General features: G+C 74.8%; 20 protein-coding genes and 1 pseudogene. 12 read left to right on the top strand and 9 right to left on the bottom strand.

Going from position 1 to position 22,169, the window contains the following annotated elements; all coding sequences use genetic code 11:
• Nucleotides 1-27: 27 nt before the first annotated feature.
• Nucleotides 28-1,341 carry a low temperature requirement protein A gene (locus OG989_RS29360; RefSeq protein ID WP_225852150.1) on the top strand — a complete coding sequence of 438 codons (1,314 nt, stop codon included), beginning with the start codon at nt 28-30 and terminating at the stop codon, nt 1,339-1,341.
• A 66-nt stretch (nt 1,342-1,407) separates the two neighbouring features.
• On the opposite strand, the gene OG989_RS29355 is transcribed toward OG989_RS29360, so the two are convergent.
• The 3 genes from OG989_RS29355 to OG989_RS29345 all read right to left on the bottom strand — a co-directional run bounded on the left by OG989_RS29355 (nt 1,408) and on the right by OG989_RS29345 (nt 5,092).
• Entirely contained in the window at nt 1,408-3,234 is a 1,827-nt protein-coding gene (locus tag OG989_RS29355) for an AMP-dependent synthetase/ligase (RefSeq protein ID WP_327029109.1), read from the bottom strand.
• A gap of 138 nt (nt 3,235-3,372) precedes the next feature.
• Nucleotides 3,373-4,338 (bottom strand): terpene synthase family protein, encoded by a 966-nt coding sequence (locus tag OG989_RS29350; protein ID WP_327029108.1) that lies wholly within the window; start codon nt 4,336-4,338, stop codon nt 3,373-3,375.
• A gap of 124 nt (nt 4,339-4,462) precedes the next feature.
• Entirely contained in the window at nt 4,463-5,092 is a 630-nt protein-coding gene (locus OG989_RS29345) for a TIGR03085 family metal-binding protein (RefSeq protein WP_327029107.1), read from the bottom strand.
• 145 nt (nt 5,093-5,237) lie between these two features.
• On the opposite strand from OG989_RS29345, the gene OG989_RS29340 reads away from it, so the two are divergent.
• On the top strand, nt 5,238-7,118 hold the full coding sequence (locus OG989_RS29340) for an ABC transporter ATP-binding protein (RefSeq protein WP_327031256.1): 1,881 nt from the start codon (nt 5,238-5,240) through the stop codon (nt 7,116-7,118).
• Nucleotides 7,119-7,254: 136 nt separating this feature from the next.
• Entirely contained in the window at nt 7,255-8,982 is a 1,728-nt protein-coding gene (locus OG989_RS29335; RefSeq protein ID WP_151454289.1) for an ABC transporter ATP-binding protein, read from the top strand.
• Nucleotides 8,983-9,062: 80 nt separating this feature from the next.
• On the opposite strand, the gene rpsD is transcribed toward OG989_RS29335, so the two are convergent.
• Nucleotides 9,063-9,674, bottom strand: a complete 612-nt coding sequence (gene rpsD / locus OG989_RS29330) for a 30S ribosomal protein S4 (protein WP_151454269.1) — start codon at nt 9,672-9,674, stop codon at nt 9,063-9,065.
• Between the two features lie 68 nt (nt 9,675-9,742).
• Here rpsD and OG989_RS29325 point away from each other — a divergent pair, with 68 nt between their 5' ends.
• On the top strand, nt 9,743-10,501 hold the full coding sequence (locus OG989_RS29325; RefSeq protein WP_327029106.1) for a DUF2470 domain-containing protein: 759 nt from the start codon (nt 9,743-9,745) through the stop codon (nt 10,499-10,501).
• 26 nt (nt 10,502-10,527) lie between these two features.
• Here the strand turns inward: OG989_RS29325 and OG989_RS29320 are convergent, their stop codons facing one another.
• From OG989_RS29320 to OG989_RS29310, 3 genes are all read right to left on the bottom strand, one after another.
• Entirely contained in the window at nt 10,528-11,136 is a 609-nt protein-coding gene (locus OG989_RS29320; protein ID WP_151454267.1) for a TetR/AcrR family transcriptional regulator, read from the bottom strand.
• A gap of 67 nt (nt 11,137-11,203) precedes the next feature.
• Entirely contained in the window at nt 11,204-11,959 is a 756-nt protein-coding gene (locus OG989_RS29315) for an ABC transporter permease (protein WP_327029105.1), read from the bottom strand.
• Nucleotides 11,956-12,684 carry an ABC transporter ATP-binding protein gene (locus tag OG989_RS29310; protein WP_151454265.1) on the bottom strand — a complete coding sequence of 243 codons (729 nt, stop codon included), beginning with the start codon at nt 12,682-12,684 and terminating at the stop codon, nt 11,956-11,958. The genes OG989_RS29315 and OG989_RS29310 overlap by 4 nt, the downstream gene beginning before the upstream one ends.
• A gap of 309 nt (nt 12,685-12,993) precedes the next feature.
• Between OG989_RS29310 and OG989_RS29305 the strand changes: the two are divergent.
• From OG989_RS29305 to OG989_RS29290, 4 genes and pseudogenes are all read left to right on the top strand, one after another.
• Nucleotides 12,994-13,590: pseudogene (locus OG989_RS29305) on the top strand (phosphoribosyl-AMP cyclohydrolase); the annotation flags it as partial.
• A gap of 180 nt (nt 13,591-13,770) precedes the next feature.
• Nucleotides 13,771-14,208, top strand: coding sequence for a phosphoribosyl-AMP cyclohydrolase (hisI, locus tag OG989_RS29300; RefSeq protein WP_311411668.1), 438 nt, complete (start codon nt 13,771-13,773; stop codon nt 14,206-14,208).
• Complete coding sequence (locus tag OG989_RS29295; RefSeq protein WP_327029104.1) at nt 14,205-15,791, top strand: anthranilate synthase component I; 1,587 nt, start codon at nt 14,205-14,207, stop codon at nt 15,789-15,791. Before hisI ends, OG989_RS29295 begins: the two co-directional genes overlap by 4 nt.
• Complete coding sequence (locus tag OG989_RS29290) at nt 15,788-16,402, top strand: Trp biosynthesis-associated membrane protein (protein WP_327029103.1); 615 nt, start codon at nt 15,788-15,790, stop codon at nt 16,400-16,402. The genes OG989_RS29295 and OG989_RS29290 overlap by 4 nt, the downstream gene beginning before the upstream one ends.
• On the opposite strand, the gene OG989_RS29285 is transcribed toward OG989_RS29290, so the two are convergent.
• A complete protein-coding gene (locus tag OG989_RS29285) occupies nt 16,395-16,652 on the bottom strand; it encodes a hypothetical protein (RefSeq protein WP_151454286.1) in 258 nt (85 codons plus the stop codon). The two genes, OG989_RS29290 and OG989_RS29285, sit on opposite strands and share 8 nt — an antisense overlap.
• A 490-nt stretch (nt 16,653-17,142) precedes the next feature.
• On the opposite strand from OG989_RS29285, the gene trpC reads away from it, so the two are divergent.
• The 3 genes from trpC to trpA all read left to right on the top strand — a co-directional run bounded on the left by trpC (nt 17,143) and on the right by trpA (nt 20,181).
• Entirely contained in the window at nt 17,143-17,946 is an 804-nt protein-coding gene (trpC, locus tag OG989_RS29280) for an indole-3-glycerol phosphate synthase TrpC (RefSeq protein WP_192581374.1), read from the top strand.
• Nucleotides 17,947-18,134: 188 nt separating this feature from the next.
• Nucleotides 18,135-19,373, top strand: a complete 1,239-nt coding sequence (trpB, locus tag OG989_RS29275) for a tryptophan synthase subunit beta (protein WP_151454262.1) — start codon at nt 18,135-18,137, stop codon at nt 19,371-19,373.
• Nucleotides 19,374-19,377: 4 nt separating this feature from the next.
• Nucleotides 19,378-20,181 carry a tryptophan synthase subunit alpha gene (trpA, locus tag OG989_RS29270; protein ID WP_327029102.1) on the top strand — a complete coding sequence of 268 codons (804 nt, stop codon included), beginning with the start codon at nt 19,378-19,380 and terminating at the stop codon, nt 20,179-20,181.
• Between the two features lie 152 nt (nt 20,182-20,333).
• On the opposite strand, the gene OG989_RS29265 is transcribed toward trpA, so the two are convergent.
• Nucleotides 20,334-20,873: an NUDIX hydrolase gene (locus OG989_RS29265; protein ID WP_327029101.1), complete on the bottom strand. Its 540-nt coding sequence runs from the start codon at nt 20,871-20,873 to the stop codon at nt 20,334-20,336.
• Nucleotides 20,874-20,974: 101 nt separating this feature from the next.
• Here OG989_RS29265 and lgt point away from each other — a divergent pair, with 101 nt between their 5' ends.
• Nucleotides 20,975-22,162 (top strand): prolipoprotein diacylglyceryl transferase, encoded by a 1,188-nt coding sequence (gene lgt, locus OG989_RS29260; RefSeq protein WP_327029100.1) that lies wholly within the window; start codon nt 20,975-20,977, stop codon nt 22,160-22,162.
• Nucleotides 22,163-22,169 lie beyond the last annotated feature (7 nt).

Here is a 22,169-nt window from a genome sequence, read left to right as displayed (position 1 = left end):
CCGCCGCGGGGCTGGGAGACTGCGCAGGTGGAGGACGTTCGGGGGGCGCGGTGGCCGCGCGGGATCCTGCCGAGCGCACCGGGCTCCCGCACCACCCGGCTCGAACTCTTCTACGACCTCGTCTTCGTCTTCGCCTTCCTCAACGTCACCACGGTGACGGCCAACAACCCGACCCCGCGCGGACTGGTCCAGCTCCTGGTGGTGCTCGCCCTGCTGTGGTGGTGCTGGAGCGGCTTCGCCGCGCTGGGCAACGTGGTCCGCACCGACCAGGGGTTCGCGCCGCTGGTCGGGTTCGTCGTCTCCGCCGCCGTCTTCGTGCTCGCGCTGAGCCTGCCGAAGGCGTTCGTCGACCGCCCCGGCGGGCTGCCCGGCCCGGTGGTCTTCGCCGTCTGCTACTTCCTGGTCCGCGCGACCCAGGTGACGGTCTTCCTCTGGGCCGTCCGCTCCGACCGGGAGGTGCGCCGGCGGATGCCCGTGCTGGCCCTGCCGTTCCTGCTGGCGACGGGCCTCATCCTGACCGCCGCGCTGGTGCCGCAGCGCCTCCTCGACGGCCGCGCCGAGATGATGCTGCGGCTGGTGCTGTGGCTCGCCGCGCTCGGCGTCGAGTACGGCTCCGGCCTGGCCCAGCACCGCGCGGGCTGGACGGTGCTCTCGGCGGGGCACTGGGCCGAACGGCACGCGCTGATCATCATGGTGGCGCTCGGCGAGTCGATCATCGCGTTGGGGATCGGGCCCGGCCCCACCCCCGCCCTGCCGCTGACCTGGCCGGTGATCATCGCGGCGCTGCTCGGCATCGCGGTGGTCGCGGCACTGTGGTGGGCGTACTTCGACACCCTCGCCCTGGCCATGGAGCAGGTGCTGCACCGCACCCGGGAACGGCGTACCCGCGCCGGGCTGGCCCGGGACGTGTACACCTACCTGCACCTGCCGTTGATCACGGGCGTGATCCTGTTCGCCCTGGGCCTCAAGGGGCTGATCCACGAGGGCGCCGACCCGACGACCCCGAGCTGGGGGGTGCCGCTGCCCGGCTTCGACATGCTGGCCCTCTTCGGCGGGGTCGCGCTCTACCTGCTCACGCTGATCCTGCTCGGCAGCCGGATGCTGGGCGCGGCGCGCTGGCCGTCGATCTGCGGGGTCCTGCTGCTCGTCGCGCTGACCCCGGTGGCCGGGCAACTGCCGGAACTGGTCGCCCTGGCCATGCTGGCGGTGGCCGCCGTGCTGACGGTCGCGGTGCAGACGGTCGTCGACGCCCCGCGGCGGCGGCGCGTGCGGCAGGTGGCGCTGGAGGAACAGCTCGCCTCCGAGGCCGAGCAGACGCGGTGGCGGGGCCACCACCTGTGAGACGGCGCCCCGCCCGTCCGACGTCGGCGACCCCGTACGGAACGTGGGGCCGCCGACGTCGCGGGCTCAGAGCTCGGCCAGCGTGCCCGCGTACATCTTCTCGATCTCGCCGGCGAAGTTGCTCTCCACGCCGCGGCGCTTGATCTTGAGCGACGGGGTGATCTCGCCGTCCTCGATGGTCAGGTCGCGCGGCAGGATGGCGACCTTCTTGATCGTCTCCCAGCGGTTGAGCTTGGCGTTGAGCTCGGCCACGTACCCCTCGACCATGGCCTTCGCCTCCGGCGAGGTGACGATCTCGGTGTAGTCGCGGCCCTCCAGGGGAGTGCCGGCGGCCCAGCCCTTGATCGCCTCCGGGTCCAGCGTGACCAGCATCGTGCAGTAGTTGCGGGCCTGGCCGATCACCACCGCCTGGGAGGTGTACGGGCAGGTCGCCTTGAACATCCCCTCGATGTGCGAGGGCGCGATGTACTTGCCGCCCGAGGTCTTGACCAGGTCCTTCTTCCGGTCGGTGATCTTCAGGTAGCCGTCGGAGTCCAGGGTGCCGATGTCACCGGTGCGGAAGAAACCGTCCTCGGTGAACGCGGCGGCGGTCTCCTCGGGCAGGTTGTGGTAGCCGCGCATCACCGGCCGGCCGCGCACCAGGATCTCGCCGTCGGTGTCGATCCGGCACTCCAGGTCGCCCATCGCCTTGCCGACGGTGCCGATCCGCAGCCCGTCCGGCGGGTTGACGAAGTTGCCGGCGCTGGTCTCGGTGAGGCCGTAGCCCTCGGAGATCGGCAGGTTCGCCGCGGCGAAGAAGGTGGCGATCTCCGGGCTGAGCGGGGCGGCGCCGGAGACGAGCACCCGGATCCGGCCGCCGAGGCGGGCCTGGAGCTTGCTGAACACCAGCTTCTCGGCCACCGTGTACTTCAGCTTCAGCCCCGTCGGCAGCGGCCGGCCGGCCTGCTCCAGGGCGACCTTCTCCTTGCCGACCCGGACGCCCCAGCCGAAGATCTTCGCCTTCGCGCCGCCGCCGGCCTGCGCGGTGGTCACCGCCTTGTTGTAGACCTTCTCGAAGACCCGGGGCGCGCCGCACATCAGCGTCGGCCGGATCACCGAGAGCAGCTCGACCAGCTTGTCGACCCGGCCGTCGACGTACGTCGGCAGGCCCACGTGGATCGCCCCGCAGAGCAGGGTCTTGCCGAACGAGTGGGACAGCGGGAGCCAGAGGTACTGCAGGTCGTCGTCGCGGAGCAGCCCCACCTCGACCTGCGCCACGCCCTCCCAGCACCAGCCGCCGTGCAGCAGCTCGACGCCCTTCGGGCGCCCGGTGGTGCCGGAGGTGTAGATCAGCGTGGCCAGGTGCTCGGGACCGATCCCGGCGACCAGCATGTCGATCAGGTCGGGCTCGGCGGCCAGCGCCTGGGTGCCCTGCTCCTCCAACTCGGCGAGGGTGAGCTGGGGGACGGCGGCGGCCGGGTCGGCGGCGCCGTCGAAGAGCACGACGTGGGTCAGCGCCGGCAGCTCGGCACCGGCGATCTTGGCGGCCTGTGCCGGGTTCTCGGCGAACAGCACCCGCGAGCCGGAGTCGGCGATGATGTAGGTCGCGTCGTCGGGCTCCGTGGTGGGGTAGACGGTGGTGGTCGCGCCGCCGGCGCACATGATGCCGAGGTCGGCGATCACCCAGTCGAGCCGGGTGTTCGCCAGGATCGCGACCGGATCCTCCAGGCCGACACCGAGGCCGTGCAGCCCGGCGGCGACCGCCTTGGCGCGACGGGCCATCTGCTCCCAGGTCAGCCACACCGGCCCGGAGTCGTCGGGGGCCGGGTGGGCGAAGGCGTCGCGGTCGGGGGACGCCGCCACGCGCTTGAGGAACATGTCGGGGATGGAACGGTACGGTACATCGAGAGCCATCGCTGTAGCCGCCTTCGGGGGTGGAGACGTGACCACGGTCACGTCGGCGTTCGTTACCGAAGGGTATTGCCTGCGCCCGGGCATCGGCTAGCCCTGTGGATCACGGCTGGGCCACGTCTCGGAGGATGGACGCCCGGCTCAGGCGTACCGGGCCGCCTCCAGCGACCAGTCGTAGGTGGCCCGGATCCAGTTGCGCCGCGCGGTGAGGGCCGGCCGCAGGCCGTCGTCACCGGTGGCGAGCAGCGCCGCCTCCGTCGTCAGGTACGCCGAGAGGCCCTCGTTGAACCGGTCGGCCGCCGCCCGCAGGGCCGACGACTCGTCGCCGGTCGCCCGCCCCGCGGCGATCACCGCGACCAGATTGTGCACGTCCGGCTGCGCGAGGTGCTCCTTGCCGTACGAGAAGACGTCGTTGCACCAGCAGACCAGGTCGGCGGCGAGCAGGTCGAGCGCGACCAGCGACGGCTCGGCGCGGTGGGTCGCGTCCGGCAGCGCCCCGGCGGCCAGCTCCGTGAGGGTGAAGCTGGGGTGGACCCCTCCGGTGTGCCGGCGCATCTGGACGTACTCGGCCAGCCCCGGCGCCCGCCCGTGCTCCCGGTTCGCCGCCTCCCAGAGCAGGGCCAGCAGATACTCCCGCACCTCGCCGACGAAGCGCAGCAGCGCCACGGGCCCGCCAGCGGCGTGGGCCCGCCGGCACAGGTCGCCCAGCGCCTCGCCGAGCGGCCCGGCCACGGTCTCCGTCTCGGTCGCCGGGGCGTCGGCCCGTCCCCCGTGGCCGTCCAGCACGTCCAGCAGGGCGGCGACGGTCGGCGCCAGCCGGGTGGGGGAGTCGCCGAGGCCGTCCTCGTCGCAGGCGTCGTCCATCACGAACAGCCAGGAGACCAGGTCGGTCAGCAGCCGCAGCCCCTCCACCGGGCCCTCCGGGCAGGCCCGCCCGGCCAGCCCGGCGGCGTCGGCCCGGCGCAGCCGGTGCAGCCGGTGCCCGTTAGCGATCAGCCCGTGGCCGAGCGCCCACTCGGTGCTCTCCCGCGCCACCCGTGCGGTGGCGTCGTGCTGGCGCGCGGGAAAGGGGGGTTCCCGTAGCGCCGAGACCGCGAAGGTCCGCATGGTGCCCCCTGTCGCGCCGCCCCACGGCGGGACGGCGCGGGACAGCGTACGGGAGCAGGGATCGGTCGCTATCGTTGGGTAACCGCTTTTCCGGATTGTGCTGTGACCGTTAACGCGCAGTGCGTCACATGCCCAGGTTGGCGCCCCGGAGCCGCTCGGCCGGTGCCGCCGGCCCGTCGATCTGCACCCGGGACACCCGCTGCCGGCCGCTGAGGAACAGGGCCAGCTCGCCCGGCGCCCCCACCACCCGAACGGGTTCGCCGCCCCGGCCGACGGAAAGCTCCCCGTAGCCGGGCGCCTGGACGAAGACGTCCGCGGGGAACCGGCGCAGCGCCAGCCGGGCCAGCCCGGTGCACCGCTTCCAGAGCGCCGCGTTCAGCCCCGCCCCCAGGTCGCGGGGGAGCCAGCCCGGCCGGGCCCGGCGCACGTCCTCGTGGTGGATGAAGAACTCCAGCGTGTTGGCCAGCTCGTCGGTGAGCGGGTTGCTGACCGGGCTCCACACCGGCGGCCGGCGCACCTCTTCGAGGAGGCGTGGCCAGGGGCGCGCGGCGACGCGCAGGCGCACCCGCTCGGCGTAGCCGCGCAGCGGCGGGAGCAGGATGCCGCCGGCGGCGTCGGGTCGGCGTTCGCGCAGCACCAGGTGGGCGGCGAGGTCGCGGGTGGTCCATCCCTCGTTGACCGTCGGCGCGTCCGGTCCGAGCGTCTGCATCAGGTCGACGAGCGCCTCGCGCTCCGTTCGGGCGTACCGCGGCATGCCCCGATCGTAGGCGCGCCCGGCCCACTCGGCGCGCTGAGCGGGCCGGGCGGCCGTGACGGTGGACATAGCGGTCCGGGGCGGCGGAGCTGGCTCGGACCGGTAAGGATGAGGAGGATAGGTGCGGCTTACGGCGGGGGAGAGCGTGGCGAGCAGGACAAGTCGGGACGTGCTGGTGCGGGGGCTGGCCGTCCTCGGGCGGGCGATCCGGGAGCAGCCGCGCATCTTCGCGGTCGCGGTGAGCGGCAGTGTGCTCTTCGGCGCCATGACGGTGGCCAGCGCCTACGTGGTGGGTGCCGTGGTCGGCGACGTGGTGGTGCCGGCGATCGAGCGTGGCGAGGTCGGGGTCGGCGGGCTGGCCCTGGCGGCCGTCGCGCTGTTCGGCATCAGCGTGCTGCGGGTGGCCGGCATCTTCGGCCGCCGGCTCGGCGCGGGTTACATGCAGTACCGCCTCCAGGCCGCCTACCGGCGCCGGGTCACCCGCCGCTACCTGGAGCTGCCGCTGTCGTGGCACCACCGCAACGCCACCGGCACGTTGCTGTCCAACGCCAACTCCGACGTCGAGGCCGCCTGGTACCCGATCGCCCCGCTGCCGTTCGCGGTCGGCACCCTGGTGATGCTGGTCGGCGCGGTGGCGTCGCTCTTCGCCACCGACTGGGCGCTGGCCCTGGTCGGCGTCGCGGTCTTCCCGGCGCTCTTCGCGCTCAACGTCGCCTACTCGCGCCGGATGGCCCCCCGCCAGGCCCGGGCCCAGCGGCTGCGCGCCGAGGTCAGCGGCATCGCGCACGAGAGCTTCGACGGCGCCCTGGTCGTCAAGACGATGGGCCGGGAGGCGCAGGAGACCGACCGGTTCGCCGCCCGCGCGGGAGAGCTGCGCGACTCGCTGGTGGCGGTCGGGCGGCTGCGCGGCGTCTTCGACCCGCTGCTGGAGGCCCTGCCGAGCCTCGGCACCCTCGCCGTGCTGGTGGTCGGCGCGATCCGGCTGCAACAGGGCGCGATCAGCGTCGCCGAGCTGATCAGCGTCGCCTTCCTCTTCACGGTGCTGGCGTTCCCCGTCCGGGCCATCGGCTGGGTGCTGGCCGAGCTGCCGCGCAGCGTCGCCGGCTGGGACCGGGTCCGCCGGGTGCTCGACGCGACCGGCGAGATGGCGTACGGCGACACGGCGCTCGACGTGACGGACCCCCGCCCGGCCACCCTCGCGTTCGCGGGCGTCCGGTTCGGCTACGAGCCCGCCGAGGCGCACCTGCCCGGCACGGAGGTGCTCGGCGACGTCTCCTTCACCGTGCCCGCCGGGAAGACCGTCGCCCTGGTCGGGCCGACCGGCTCCGGCAAGTCGACGATCGCCGCGCTGGCCGTGCGGCTGGTCGACCCGCTGGCCGGCACGGTGTGCGTGGACGGGGTGGACGTCCGCCGGCTCACCGCCGCCTCGCTGGCGGGCACCGCCGCGCTGGTCGCCCAGGTGCCGTTCGTCTTCGACGACACGGTGCGGGCCAACGTGACCCTGGACCGGCCGGGCATCGGCGACGACGACGTCTGGGCCGCGCTGCGGCTGGCCGAGGCGGACGGCTTCGTCGCGGCCCTGCCCGACGGTCTCGACACGAGGGTCGGCGAGCGGGGCACCTCGCTCTCCGGCGGCCAGCGGCAGCGGCTCACCCTGGCCCGCGCGCTCGCCGGCCGGCCGCGCCTGCTGGTCCTCGACGACGCGACCAGCGCCGTCGACCCCCGCGTGGAGGCGGCCATCCTGGCCGGGCTGCGCTCCTCGGCGGGGCAGGCCGGGGCGCCGGCCGCGTCGATCCTGGTGGTCGCCTACCGGCGGGCCACCATCGCGCTGGCCGACGAGGTGGTCTACCTGGAACAGGGCCGGGTGCTCGCCCGCGGCCCGCACACCGAGCTGCTGGCCACGGTGCCGGGCTACGCCGACCTGGTCACCGCCTACGAGCAGGCCGAGGTCGACCACGCGAAGGACGAGACGTACGACGAGGTCGCCCCGCTGACGTCGGGCCTGGAAATCGAGGTGGACCGGTGAGCGCGAGGAGTGCAGCGCAGCGGAGCCCCGCAGTCGCGAACGAAAGGCAAGCCCGGTGACCACTGCCACGGACACGCGGAAGGCCGAGGCCGAGGCCGTCGACGTTCCGGAGACGACCGAGACGACGTGGCAGACGCTGCGCCGCGGTCTGGCGCTCTCCCCGGAGCTGCGGGTCGGCCTGGCCGGCACGCTCGGCCTGGCCCTGGTCTACATGGTCGGCCGGGCGGCCGTCCCGGTGGCGGTGCAGCAGGGCATCGACAACGGCATCGTCGGCGGCCTGGACCTGGGCGTGGTCTGGACGGTGGTCGCCGCCACCGTCGCGGTGCTGGTGGTGACCACGATCTGCGGCTACCTGATGATGCGCCGGCTCTTCACGGTCAGCGAGACCGCGCTGGCCAACGTGCGGATCCGGGCGTTCCGGCACGTGCACGACCTGTCGATGCTGCACCAGCAGTCGGAGCGGCGCGGTTCGCTTGTCTCCCGGGTGACCAGCGACGTCGACCAGATCACCCAGTTCCTCCAGTGGGGCGGCGTGATCCTGGTGATCAACCTCGGTCAGCTGGCGGTCACCACGCTTGTCATGTTCGCGTACTCCTGGCAGCTGACCCTGGTGGTCTTCGCCGCCTTCCTGCCCGCGGTGTTCGTGATCCGGCGGCTCCAGCGCCGCCTCGCCGGGGCGTACGGGGTGGTCCGGCAGCGGACAGGCACGCTGCTCGGCGCGATCGGGGAGAGCGTGGTCGGCGCGCCGGTGATCCGGGCCTACGGGATCGCCGGCCGGACGGCCCGCCGGCTCGACGAGGCGATCGACGGCCAGCGTCGGGCCCAGCAGCGGGCGATCAGGATCAGCATCATGGGCAGCTCGGTCGGGGAGCTGGCGGCCGGCCTGGCGCTGGCCGGCGTGGTGGTGCTCGGGGTGACCCTCGGCGCCGACCGCACCCTGAGCATCGGCGAGGTGACCGCCTTCCTCTTCCTGGTCACGCTCTTCATCCAGCCGGTGCAGATCGCCACCGAGGTGCTCAACGAGGCGCAGAACGCCATCGCGGGCTGGCGCCGGGTGCTGGACGTGCTGGACGTCGAGCCGGACGTCGCCGACCCGGGCGAGCAGGGGCGCGAGCTGCCGTCCGGCCCGCTGGACATCCGCTTCGCGGGGGTGCGCTTCGCGTACCCGGGGGGTCCGCCCGTGCTGCACGACGTCAGCCTGGAGATCCCGGCGAAGAGCCGGGTGGCGGTGGTGGGGGAGACGGGCAGCGGCAAGACCACCTTCGCCAAGCTGCTCACCCGCCTGATGGACCCGACCGCCGGCCAGGTGCTGCTCTCCGGCGTGCCGCTGGAGCGGGTCCGGTTCGGCTCGCTGCGCTCGCGGGTGGTGATGGTGCCGCAGGACGGCTTCCTCTTCGACGCCACGGTGGCGGAGAACGTCCGCTTCGCCCGCCCGGAGCTGACGGACGCGCAGCTCTCGGCGGCCTTCACCGAGCTGGGGCTGGCGGACTGGCTGGACGGGCTTCCGTCGGGCCTGCACACGCCGGTGGGGGAGCGCGGCGAGGCGCTGAGCGTGGGGGAGCGCCAGCTGGTGGCGCTGGCCCGCGCGTACGTGGCCGACCCGGACCTGCTGGTGCTGGATGAGGCGACCAGCGCGGTCGACCCGGCCACGGAGGTGCGGCTGCAACGCACCCTGGACGCGGTGACCCGGGGGCGCACCACCCTCGCGATCGCGCACCGGCTCTCCACGGCGCAGGCCGCCGACGAGGTGATCGTGGTGGACAAGGGCCGGATCGTGCAGCGCGGTCCGCACGACGAGCTGGTCCGCGACCCGGAGTCGGTCTACGGCCTGCTCTACGCCTCCTGGCTGGAGCAGACCCGCTGAGCCGTCCCGCTGAGCAGACCCGGCGCGGGCGTCGGTCCCGTGCGGCGCGCGGCCCGGCGGTGTACCGGGCCGCGCGGTGGTCAGCGGGAGTAGAACTCCACCACCAGCTGCTCGTCGCAGATCACCGGCACCTCGTGCCGGGCGGGCTCGCGCAGCAACGTGGTCCGCAGCTCGGCCAGCTCCACCGACAGGTACGGCTGGCCGGGTCCCTCGGTGGCGTTGGCGCCCGCGGCGGCGAGCTGGAACGGCAGGGTCGTGCGGCTGCGTTCGCGGACGGCCACCACCTGTCCCGGACGCAGCCGGTACGACGGCCGGTCGACCTTGCGCCCGTCGACGGTGAAGTGGCCGTGCGCGACGAGCTGCCGGGCCTGGTAGATGCTGCGGGTCAGGCCGGCCCGGTGCACCACCGCGTCGAGCCGTCGCTCCAGGAGCGCGACCAGGCTCTCGCCGGTCTTGCCCGCGCTCCGGGCGGCCTCGTCGAAGGCGCGCCGTAGCTGGGTCTCGCTGACGTTGTACTGGTGGCGCAGGCGCTGCTTCTCCAGCAGTCGCACCTGGTAGTCCGAGGTCTTGCGGCGCTGCCGGCCGTGCACTCCGGGCGGGAATGGGCGCCGCTCGAAGTACCGCACGCACTTGCGGGTGAGGGGGATGCCGAGGGCGCGGGAGAGGCGGGCCTTGGGCCTGGGTTGGTTCACGCTGGACGTCTCCGATCCGGTGCTCTAGTCTCCGAGTTAGGTAAGGCTAACCTACGAAGGAGTCGTTCATGCGGCCCAGCCCGGCGGAGATCGTCCGCACCCTCGTCGCGGGCCGGCTGCCCGGCATCGCCCACGTCGCGCACCGGCCCGGCCCGCACCAGGTCCGGCACGTGACCGATCCGGACGGTCGGGTGCTACTGCTGGTGCCGGTCGTCAGCGACCTCGCCGCCGCGCTGCGCCCCGCCGACGGCGACTCCGAGGTCGCGCTGGTGCTGGACGTGCTGGACCTGCCGCCCGCCGCCGGCGCGCCGAGCCTCGGCCGGGCCTGGGTCTCCGGCTGGGCGGCCCGGCTGGACGGCGACGAGGAGCGCCGCGCCGCGCTGGACTTCGCGGCCGTGGAGCCGGCCGGTGACCTGCTCGATGTCGGCACCCGGTTCCGGCTGCACCGCTTCGAGGTGGTCGAGGCCCGCTGGGAACGCGGCGACACCGTCCGCCGCATCGACCCCGAGGCGTACGCCGAGGCGGAGCCCGACCCGCTGCACGCCGTCGAGGCCGAGCTGCTGGCCGACCTCGCCGACCACCACGCCGCCGAGGTGGCCGGGTACCTGCGCCGCCAGCTCGGCCTCGCCGACGGCGGCATCGACACCGCGCCCCGGGTGGTCCGGATCGACCGGTACGGCCTGCTGGTCGTCCACGGCCGGCCCGGCGCCCGCCGCCGCGTCCGGCTGGCGTTCCCGCGTCCGCTGGACTGCCAGGCGGAGCTGACCCGGCTCCTGCATCCGTTGGTCTACCGGCACGCCCCGTCCCGGCACGCCGACCACGCCTGACCGGGCGACGTCGCCCGGCCGTCCGGTCAGCCGGCGAAGACCTCGGCGAGATCGCCCGTCAGGTAGCGCTGCACGGTGGGGCCGACCGCCGCGACGAGGGTCTCCGGGGCGGCCGAGGCGACCGGTTCCAGCCGGACCACGTGCCGCATCACGGCCAGCCCGATCAGCTGGCTGGCCACCAGTGAGCCGCGCAGCGGCAGCTCGGCCGGGTCGACGTCGAGCTGGTCGAGGATCCTGCGCAGCACCTGGGTGACCAGGAACTCCCGCAGCAGCCGGGCGGTCCACTCGTTGCTCACCGCCGAGCGCAGCAGGGCCACGCCGGCGGTGCCGGCCGGGGAGTCCCAGACGCCGAGGAAGGTGCGCACCAGCCGCTCCCCGAGACCCGCGCGGTCGCCCGCGAGCACCCTCGGCAGCAGCTCGGCCGGGTCGACCGGCGCGTGCATCGCGGCCAGGAAGAGCCGGTCCTTGCTGCCGAAGTAGTGGTGCACCAGCGCCGGGTCCACCTGCGCGGCGGCGGCGACGGCCCGGATCGAGGCCCCGTCGAAGCCCCGCTCGGCGAAGGCGGCGCGGGCCGCGTCGAGGATGGCCTGCCGGGTGTCCGGGTTGCCGGGTCGTCGTCCGGTCCGCCGCGCCATCGTCGCCCTTCGCTCCACCGTCGTCCCGCCGCCGGCCGCGTCGCGGCCCGCCGGTCGAGGCGGCGGCTCAGCCGCTGCGCCGCCGGAGGGTGGCCGCGGCGAGCACCAGCGCCAGCGCCGCCGCGCCGGCGACCACCGCCACGTCCCGCCACATCGTGCCGGTCGGCTCCGCGTGGGCGCCGACCTCCTGGAGCGCCTCGACGGCGTACGACAGGGGCAGCACGTCGCTGACCGCCTGCAACCAGCCCGCCATCTCGCCCCGGGGCACGAAGAGCCCGCAGAGCAGCAACTGGGGCACGACCACGACCGGCATGAACTGTACGGCCTGGAACTCGGTGCGGGCGAAGGCGCTGCAGAACAGCCCGAGCGCGACGGCGAGCACGGCGTTCAGCGCGGCGACCAGCACCACCAGCCCGCTGTGCCCGGCGGTCTCCAGCCCGAAGACGCCGTACGCGACCACGGACGCGACGACCGCCTGGACCACCGCGGCCAGCCCGAACGCGATGCCGTAGCCGAAGAGCAGGTCGAGCTTGCCCAGCGGGGTGGTGAGCAGCCGCTCCAGCGTGCCCGTGGTGCGCTCGCGCAGCATCGCGATGCTGGTCACCAGGAACATGATCACGAAGGGGAAGAAGCCGAGCATCACCAGGGCGACCCGGTCGAAGGTCGACGGCTGCCCCGGCGGGGCGGGCTGGTCGACGTACATGGAGTGGACCAGGGCGAGCAGCACCGACGGGACCACCAGCAGCAGCGCCACGGTGCGCCGGTCGTGCCGCAGTTGGCGCAGGATGCGGCCGGTGGTGGCGGCCAGGATCCGGGGGTTCACGACGCCTCCCGTCCGGCGGCGCCTGCCCTGATCAACCGCAGGAACGCCTCGTCCAGGTCGTCGGTGCCGGCGGCGGCGCGGACCGCGTCGGGGGTGTCGTCGGCGATCAGCCGCCCCTCGCGGATCAGCAGCAGCCGGTCGCAGCGGGCCGCCTCGTCCATGACGTGGCTGGAGACCAGCAGGGTGGTGCCGGCGGCGGCCATGGCGTGGAACCGGGCCCACAGGTCGGCCCGCAGCACCGGGTCCTGGCCGACGGTCGGTTCGTCGAGGACGAGCAGTTCCGGCTCCCCGACCAGGGCGCAGGCCAGCGACGCCCGGCTGCGCTGCCCGCCGGAGAGGGTGCCGACCAGTTGGCCGGCGGCCGAGGCGAGCCCGACCTCGGCGACCGCCCGGTCGGCTTCGGCCCGCCCCCGGCCGTGCAGGGCGGCGAAGTAGCGCGCGTTCTCGCGCACCGTCAGGTCGGCGTAGACGCTGGGCGCCTGGGTGAGGTAGCCGACGCGGCGGCGCAGCTCCGGCGACCCGGCGGGGCGCCCCAGCACGGTCACCGAGCCGGCGCCGACCACCTGCACGCCGACCACCGCCCGCAGCAGTGTGGTCTTGCCGCTGCCGCTCGGGCCGAGCAGCCCGGTGACCGAACCGCGCGGCACGTCCGCGCTGACGCCGTGCAGCACCCGCCGCCCGCCCCGCTCGACGACCAGGTCGCGTACGGCGATCGCCTCGTCCACCGGCGCCTCCCGGGGAAACTCATCATCCGTTGAACTCGACGCTAACGGAGACGCCCGCCGGGCCGCAACGGTCGACCCCGGTCCACCCGCACGGACCCCCGGCGCGGCGGGGAGATCGGTCGGGCATTAGCCTTCGGACCCGGACAGCGGGTCCGCCAACGGGCATCAGGCGTACCATCGGGCATTGCGCCCTGATCGGACGTACGGCACGATGGCGCCGTGGGTCACGCTGCGTCACCGGACGAGAGGTTCCTCGGCGAATGGGCGGCCCGGTTGCGGGCCGGTGCCGAGCAGCCCGTGGTGGGCATCATGCTGCGCGGCAGCCACGCCCGGCGGGCCGCCACCGCACACAGCGACGTCGACGTCGACGTGCTGCTCGACGGCGCCCCGTACGCCGCCCGCCGGGCGTTCCTGGCCGAGCACGGGGGTCGGCTGACCCACGTCTCGGTGGCCGCCCGCGACGTGAACTCCTGGCTGACCCGCCTCGGCGAGCCCGCCGAATGGGCGTTCGGGCTGCCGGTGACGGCGCCGGTCCGGCTGCTGTGGGCGGACCCGCACTGGCGGCCCCGGATCGACCTGCCGGTGCTCTGCCACCCCGCCGGCGAGCCGCAGCTGGAGGAGCTGATCGCGACGCTCGGTAAGGTGGCCGGCGCGCGGGACGCCGACGACCACCTCGGCGTCCGGCTGGCCGCCGCCGATCTGGCCCGGCTCTGCCCGTCGGTCCTGCGGCTGGCCAACCCCACGGTCCGGGTGACGTCCCGGCGGGCGGCCTTCGCCGCCGCCCTCGACCTGCCGGTGGCGCCCCCGCACTACCGGGAGGACCTGCTGCTCTGCCTCGGCCTGCGGCCCGGCTCCGTCGGCCAGCTCTGCGCCGCCGCGGCCCGCCTCGTCACCGGCGTCCTGCCGCTGGTCCGCCCGTACGCCGCCGAGGTCGCGCGGGCCGCCGGCGGGGACCTGGCCGACGCCCTGACCGACGGCCGGCTGGACCGCTACGTCGACCAGCTGACCCGGCCCGCCCACCGGCCGCCGCGGCCCCGGCGGGAGCCGTCACCCGTGCCCGCCCCGCGTGCGGGACAATGGGTCACTGTGCCCGTACCTGACGCGCCCGTGACCGGCGCCCACCCCAGTCCGCAGGAGCCCGCGGCCGACGGCGCGGTCCGTCCGTCCCGGCTCGACCCGGCCATCGCCGCCCGGCTGCGCCGCACCCCCGACGGCCTGGTGGCCGCCGTGGTGCGCCAGCACGACTCGGGTGAGGTGCTGATGGTCGCCTGGATGGACGACGAGGCGCTGCACCGCACCCTGACCACCGGCCGGGCCACCTACTGGTCGCGCAGCCGCCGGGAGTACTGGGTCAAGGGCGCCACCTCGGGGCACCACCAGTACGTCCGCGCGGTGGCGCTGGACTGCGACGGCGACGCGCTGCTGGTCGACGTCGACCAGGTCGGCGCGGCCTGCCACACGGGGCACCGCACCTGCTTCTTCACCGAGCTGCCGGTCGGCGGGGACGGGGCGGGTGCCCGGTGAGCGCGCAGCGGATCACGCCCGGCGGCTCCCGCACCGACGGCGCGGTCAGCCCCGACCTCGCCACCTTCGCCGAGCTGGCCGCCCGCTGGCGGGTCGTGCCGGTCACCCGCCGGCTGCTCGCCGACGCGGAGACCCCCGTCGGCGTCTACCGCAAGCTCGCCGGCGGCCCGGGGACGTTCCTGCTGGAGTCGGCCGAGCAGGGCGTCGGCTCGGCCGGCCTGGCCTGGTCGCGCTACTCGTTCATCGGCGTACGCAGCAGCGCCACGCTGACCGAGCGGGACGGCGCGGCGGTGTGGACGGGCCACCCACCGGCCGGCCTGCCCACCTCCGGCGACCCGGTCCGGGTGCTGCGCGAGACCGTCGAGGCGCTCGCCGGCCCGGCGTTCGACGCGGCCAGCGGCATGCCTCCGCTGACCGGCGGCATGGTCGGCTACCTGGGCTACGAGCTGATCCGGCGCTTCGAGCGGCTGCCCGAGCTGACCGAGGACGACCTGGGCGTGCCCGAGCTGGGCATGATGCTCGCCACCGACCTGGTGGTCCTCGACCACTACGACGGCTCGGCGATCCTCGTCGCCAACGCGATCCTGCCGCCGCTGGCCGAGCCGGACCGGGACGCCCAGGTCACGGCGGCCTACCACCACGCGGTCGGGCGGCTCGACGCGATGACCACCGCGCTGTCCCGGCCGATCCCGCCGATGGTCTCGACCGTCGGGCGGCCCCCGGCGGGCGAGGTGCGCAGCCGTACGCCCGAGGGCGGCTACCCGAAGGCCGTCGAGGCGGCCAAGGAGGCGATCCGGGCCGGCGAGTGCTTCCAGATCGTGCTGGCCCAGCGGTTCGAGCGGGACACGCACGCCGACCCGCTGGACGTCTACCGCGTGCTGCGCACGACGAACCCCAGCCCGTACATGTACCTGCTGCGCTTCGACGGCTTCGACATCGTCGGCTCCTCGCCGGAGGCGCACCTGAAGGTGACCAGCGACGCCGAGGGGCGGCAGCGGGCGCTGCTGCACCCGATCGCCGGCACCCGGCCGCGCGGCGGCACCCCCGAGGCCGACGCCCGCCTCGCCGCGGAGCTGCTCGCCGACCCGAAGGAGCGCGCCGAGCACGTGATGCTGGTCGACCTGGGGCGCAACGACCTTGGCCGGGTCTGCCGCCCGGGCACGGTGGAGGTGCCGGAGTTCGCCACCATCGAGCGCTACAGCCACGTCATGCACATCGTCTCGACCGTGGTCGGCACGCTGCGCGAGGACCGTACGGCCTTCGACGCGCTGGCCGCGACCTTCCCCGCCGGCACCCTCTCCGGCGCGCCCAAGGTGCGGGCCATGGAGATCATCGAGGAGCTGGAACCGGTCCGGCGCGGCATCTACGGCGGCACCGTGGGCTACTTCGGCTTCGGCGGTGACCTGGACATGGCGATCGCGATCCGCACCGCGCTGATGCGCGACGGCAGGGCGTACGTGCAGGCCGGGGCGGGGGTGGTGGCCGACTCCGACCCGGCAGCCGAGGACCAGGAGACCCGGAACAAGGCCGCCGCCGTGCTCGCCGCCATCGCCGCCGCCGAGACCCTCCGGCCCGCCCGATGACGGCCGCCGAGCCGGGGACGACTCCGGCCGCCGACGCGGGCGGGGGCGCGCGGTCCGGCACGCAGCGGCGCGAGCTGACGTACGCCGTGCTGCTCTGCGTGGCCGGCGCGGGCCTGGCGCTGTGGGCGTCGACCCGCACCTGGGCGGTCGAGCTGACCACCCGGCCCACCCCGCTGCCGCCGGTACGCGACGCCCGCACGGGCGCCGGCCTGCTGCCCTGGCTGCCGGCGCTGGCCCTGGTCGGGCTGGCCGGCGGCGGGGCCGTGCTCGCCACCCGGGGACGGGCGCGGCGGCTGCTGGGCGGGCTGCTGTGCGTGCTCGGCGCGGCCGTGGCGACCGGCGGCGGCTACGGCCTGGTCGCGGCGTTCGACGGCGAGGTCGCCCGCCAGTGGCCGGCACTCTGCCTGCTCGGCGGGGTGCTCGCCACGGCGGGCGGGCTGCTGACGGCGCTGCGGGGGCGGCGCTGGCCGGCGATGGGCGCCCGCTACGAGCGGCGGCCCGCGGGCGACGCCGTGCCCGCCGCCCGGGGCGAGGGCGACCGGGTCACCGGTCGGCACACCACCGAGGCGTGGGACGCGCTGGACCGGGGCGAGGACCCGACGGTCAGCTGACCGGCTGGTGCTCGCGGGCGGCGGCCCGGGCCGCCGCCAGCTCCGCCACCAGGCGGTCCAGCTCGGCCCGCTGCTCGGCCCGGGCCCGGTCGGCGCAGACCGCCTCCCAGGCGTTGCCCCGCGCGGTCCGCATGCGGGCCTCGCCCACCACGGCGCGCTCGAGGGTGTGGACCACGCCGACGGCGAGCGATGCGACCGTGCGCGAGACGGTCGTCAGTCCGATGGGCTGGTGCGGCTCGACAGTGCTCATGATCACCCCGCGAGGATCGTTGGTGACGGTGGGGCAGGCGCGTCATCGAGTCTGCCCGAGGACGATGCTGGCTGGTTCACGTTTCGCCGTGGTGACCGACACGTCAACACTGCTCGCAGGGCCGCCACCAGGCAAAGGGCCGTTCGACCTTGAGGTAGGTCACACCATCGACCGGCGTCCGCGGCGGTCGCCGGGCCGGGCGGCCGGCCGCGCCCTCAGATAGGATCACGTCGATGACCCGGGGGGTGGGGGCGGGAATGGTCGGGTGTCTTTCGTCGCTGGGTGCGGTCGCCCTGCGTGACATCCCGTTCACCGGAGGTCGGCCATTATGCCCCAGCCCATCTCGTGAGGCACGCCATACCCCCGGCGGCCGTCGCCAGGTGGCGCCCCCTAGCATCGGCCCATGACACCCGGAGAGGGGAGTCCGTTGGTGACTGCTGAGCATGCGCACGCGGAGGGGGACGACGCCGGTACGGCAGCGTCCGTAGGCGTGCTCGACGAGATCCTGGCCGGCGTGCGCGAGGACGTCGCCCGGCGCCAGGAGCAGGTTCCGCTGGAGCGGATCCGCGAACTGGCCGCCGCCGCGCCGCCGCCGCTCGACGCGTACGCGGCCCTGCGCAAGCCGGGCGTCGCGGTGATCGCCGAGGTGAAGCGCTCGTCGCCGTCCAAGGGGCGGCTGGCCGAGATCGCCGACCCGGCCGACCTGGCCGGCGACTACGCCGCCGGCGGGGCGCGGGCGATCAGCGTGCTCACCGAGGGCCGCTGGTTCGGCGGCTCGCTCGACGACCTGGCCGCCGTCCGCGCCGCCGTCCGCATCCCGGTGCTGCGCAAGGACTTCGTCGTCTCCAGCTACCAGGTGCACGAGGCCCGCGCGCACGGTGCCGACCTGGTGCTGCTGATCGTCGCCGCGCTGGAGCAGAACGCCCTCGTCGGCCTGCTGGAGCGGATCGAGTCGCTGGGCATGACCGCGCTGGTCGAGGTCCACGACGAGGAGGAGGCCGACCGCGCCCTGGAGGCCGGCGCCCAGGTCATCGGGGTCAACGCCCGCAACCTGCGTACCCTTGAGGTCGACCGCTCGGTGTTCGAGCGGATCGCGCCCGGCCTGCCCAGCAGCGTCGTCAAGATCGCCGAGTCGGGGGTGCGCGGCCCGCACGACCTCATCCGGTACGCCTCGGCCGGCGCCGACGCGGTCCTGGTCGGCGAGGGTCTGGTCACCCAGAAGAGCCCCCGCGAGGCGGTGGCCGAGCTGGTCAACGCCGGCAACCACCCGGCCACGCCCCGCCCGGTGCGCTGACCCCGCGCCGGTTCGTCAGCACCGAGAGGACGATCCCATGAGCGAGCGAATCTTCAGGCTCAGTGCGGAGTTGCCTCATGGCGGCACGGAGCGAAGCGGAGTGCCGGCATGAGCGAGCGGAGCGAGCGAGTCATCAGGCTCAGTGCGGAGTTGCCTCATGGCGGCACGGAGCGAAGCGGAGTGCCGGCATGAGCGCCGACGTGACGGCCGCCGCGGCCGGTCCGCTGCCTGACTCCGCCGGTCACTTCGGCCGGTTCGGCGGCCGGTTCGTACCGGAGGCACTGGTCGCGGCGCTCGACGAGCTGGACGCGGCGCACCGCGCGGCGATGGCCGACGAGTCGTTCCGGGCCGAGTTCGGCGCCCTGCTGCGCGACTACGCCGGCACTCCCTCGCTGCTCTACGCGGCGGAGCGGTTCTCCGCCAAGCTGGGCGCGCGGGTGCTGCTCAAGCGGGAGGACCTCAACCACACGGGGGCGCACAAGGTGCGCAACGTGCTCGGCCAGGCCCTGCTGACCAGGCGGATGGGCAAGCGCCGGGTGATCGCGGAGACCGGGGCCGGCCAGCACGGCGTCGCCACCGCCACCGCCGCCGCCCTGTTCGATCTCGACTGCGTGGTCTACATGGGCGAGGTCGACACCGAGCGGCAGGCGCTCAACGTGGCCCGGATGCGGATGCTCGGTGCCACCGTCGTCCCCGTCACCAACGGCTCGCGCACCCTCAAGGACGCGATGAACGAGGCGATGCGCGACTGGGTCGCCAACGTCGACGACACCCACTACCTGATCGGCACCGCCGCCGGGCCGCACCCCTTCCCGGCGATGGTCCGCGACTTCGTCCGGGGCATCGGCGACGAGGCGCGCCAGCAGTGCCTGGACCTGACTGGCGCGCTGCCGGACGCCGTCACCGCCTGCGTCGGCGGCGGCTCCAACGCGCTGGGCATCTTCCACGCCTTCGTCGGCGACCCCGACGTGCGGCTCTACGGCTTCGAGGCCGGCGGCGACGGGGTGGAGACCGGCCGGCACGCGGCCAGCATCACCGGCGGGTCCGCCGGGGTGCTGCACGGCACCCGGACGTACGTGCTCCAGGACGCCGACGGGCAGACGTGCGAGTCGCACTCGATCTCCGCCGGGCTGGACTACCCGGGCGTCGGGCCGGAGCACGCCTGGCTGCACGACAGCGGCCGGGCGACGTACCTGCCGGTCACCGACGAGGAGGCGATGGCGGCGTTCGAGTTGCTCTGCCGCACCGAGGGCATCATCCCGGCGATCGAGAGCGCGCACGCGCTCGCCGGCACCCTCAAGATCGCGCCGAAGCTCACCGCCGAGCTGGGTCGGGAGCCGACGATCGTGGTCAACCTCTCCGGCCGGGGCGACAAGGACGTGCACACCGCCGGCGACTACTTCGGCATCCTCGACAAGGAGCAGTGAGAACGTGAGCCGGATCGGGGTGGCCTTCGACAAGGCCCGCGCCGACGGGCGGGCCGTGCTGGTCGGCTGCATGCCGGCCGGCTTCCCGACCGTCGAGGGCAGCATCGCCGCGATGACCGCGATGGTCGAGGCCGGCGTCGACGTCATCGAGGTGGAGATCCCGTACTCGGATCCGGTGATGGACGGCCCGGTGATCCAGAAGGCCAGCGACATCGCCCTCGCCGGCGGCGTACGCACCCGCGACACGCTGCGCGTCATCGAGGCCGTCGCGGCCACCGGGGCGCCCGTGGTCACCATGACCTACTGGAACCCGGTCGAGCGCTACGGCGTCGACGCCTTCGCCCGGGACCTCGCCTCGGCCGGGGGCACCGGGCTGGTCACCCCGGACCTGATCCCGGAGGAGGCCGGCGAGTGGCTCGCCGCCTCGGACGCGTACGGGCTGGACCGCACCTTCCTGGTCTCGCCGTCCTCGACCGACGCGCGGCTGGCGATGACCGTCGAGCACTGCCGGGGCTTCGTCTACGCCACCGCGATCATGGGCGTCACCGGCGCCCGGGCGAAGACCTCCGACGCGGCCCCGATCCTGGTCTCCCGCACGCGGGAGGTCACCGACCTGCCGATCGGCGTCGGGCTGGGCGTCGGCACGGGCGCGCAGGCCGGCACGGTCGCCGGCTACGCCGACGGCGTCATCGTCGGCAGCGCGCTGATCCGGTGCCTGCTCGACGCGCCCGACGAGAAGTCCGGGCTGGCCGCCCTGCGCGCGCTGAGCGCGGAACTCGCCGAGGGCGTCCGCAACCCGACCCGCTGACCCGACCCGCCCCCAGCCGCCCTCCCGCCCGCTCGCCCCGGGTCAGCCGTGCGTGCCCGGCCTCCTGTCCCGCCCGGGTCGGTGGCGCGGTGCCCGGCTTCCCGTGCCGCCCGGGTCAGGGGTGCGGTGCCCGGCCTCCTGTCCCGCCCGGGTCAGGGGTGCGGTGCCCGGTCGGCCGGCGGGGTGCTCCGCTGCCCCGGTGGGTGGCCCGCCGTCGGCGCCGGGGCGCCCGGGGCGGTGTCACGCAGCACGCCGGAGCGGCCCGCCAGGGCGTCGGTGAGCGCCGCCCGGGTGGTCGGGGTGAGCGCCTCGGGCAGCGCCGAGGGGTGGTGCCAGGACGGCCGGCAGCCGCCCACCGGGTCGCCGGCCGGCCCAGACCCCCGCGTACGCGCCCGGAAGACGTGCACCAGGACGTCGGGCAGCGGCCCGGCACGCCCGGCCGCCGGGGCCGGACCGGCGAGCACCGCCCCGTACCGCCCGGCGAGGTGATAGAGGCCGACGAGGTCGACGACCTCGACCTCCCACCCGGTCTCGGCCCGGATGTCGCGCGTGACCGCGTGCACGGGGCTCTCGGCCGGGCGCAGCCGCCCACCGGGCAGGCCGTGGCGCTCACCCCGGCCCTGCCGGCACAGCAGCACCCGGCCGGCGTCGTCGGTGACGACCGCGGCGACCGCCCAGGTGAGCGCGCTCATGGACAAAGAGCCTACGGCGGCGCAAACCAGAAGTCACCGGGACCGGCGGACGGTGGACCGGGGTGCCACCGGAGGGGGCCACGGCGGTAGCGTGTGCATCCGTGACTCTCGCCTCGCTGACTCCCCAGGCGGCCCTGCCGAGCCCCAGCACCGCCGTCTGGCAGCTCGGACCGGTGCCGATCCGGGCGTACGCGCTGTGCATCATCGTCGGCATCGTGGTGGCCTGCTGGGTCACCGAGCGGCGGTTGCGCCAGCGCGGCGTCGCCCCCGGTGCGGTCCTCGACATCGCGGTCTGGGCGGTGCCGGCCGGCATCGTCGGCGCCCGCATCTACCACGTGATCACCTCTCCGGAGAAGTACTTCGGCACCGGCGGCGACCCGATGAAGGCGTTCGCCATCTGGGAGGGCGGTCTCGGCATCTGGGGCGCGGTGGCCGGCGGGGCCGTCGGCGCGTGGTTCGCGGCCCGGCAGCTCGGCATCCCGTTCGGGGTGGTCGCCGACGCGCTGGCCCCCGGCCTGCCGCTGGCCCAGGCGATCGGCCGGCTCGGCAACTGGTTCAACAACGAGCTCTACGGCGGCCGGACCACCCTGCCCTGGGGTCTGGAGATCCACCGGATGGACCCGGACAACCCGGGCCACGCGCTGCGCGACGACGCCGGCAAGCCGATCCTCGAACCGGGCCTCTACCACCCGACGTTCGCCTACGAGCTGCTGTGGAACGTCGGCGTGGCCGCGCTCGTCCTCGTCCTCGACCGCAAGCTGCGCCTCGGCCGGGGACGGGCGTTCGCGCTCTACGTCATGGGCTACACGGCCGGGCGGTTCTGGATCGAGCTGATGCGCACCGACGAGGCGAACACCATCCTCGGCGTACGCCTGAACGTGTGGACCGCCGGCCTGGTCTTCCTCGGCGCCCTGGTCTACTTCGTGCGGGTGCGTGGCCCCCGGGAGTACGTCATTCCCATCGGCGCTGCCGCGACCGCGGAGCCGGCCGTCGGCTCCGACGTCTCGCAGGTCGACCTGTCCGCGCAGGAGGCCGGCGCGGGGCCGGCCGCCCCAGAGGGCTACCGCGTGGTGAGCGAGGAGCAGTACCGGCACTGGCAGGAGACCGGCGAGACGCCGGCCGAGCCGGACGGGGCGGCCACGCCCGGCTCGGTGGACGCGCCGTCGGACGGGACGGCCGGTGCGGAGGACACCCCGGGATCCGCCGGTGACGGTGCCGCGCCCGCCGGGGAGATCCCGCAGGACCGGGCCGGGGCCACGGGCACCCGGCCCGCCGAGCGCGACAGCTGAGGAGGAG

This window comes from Micromonospora sp. NBC_01740 (assembly GCF_035920365.1).
GTDB classification, from domain to species: domain Bacteria; phylum Actinomycetota; class Actinomycetes; order Mycobacteriales; family Micromonosporaceae; genus Micromonospora; species Micromonospora reichwaldensis.
This window is presented reverse-complemented; position numbering and strand designations above follow the sequence as displayed.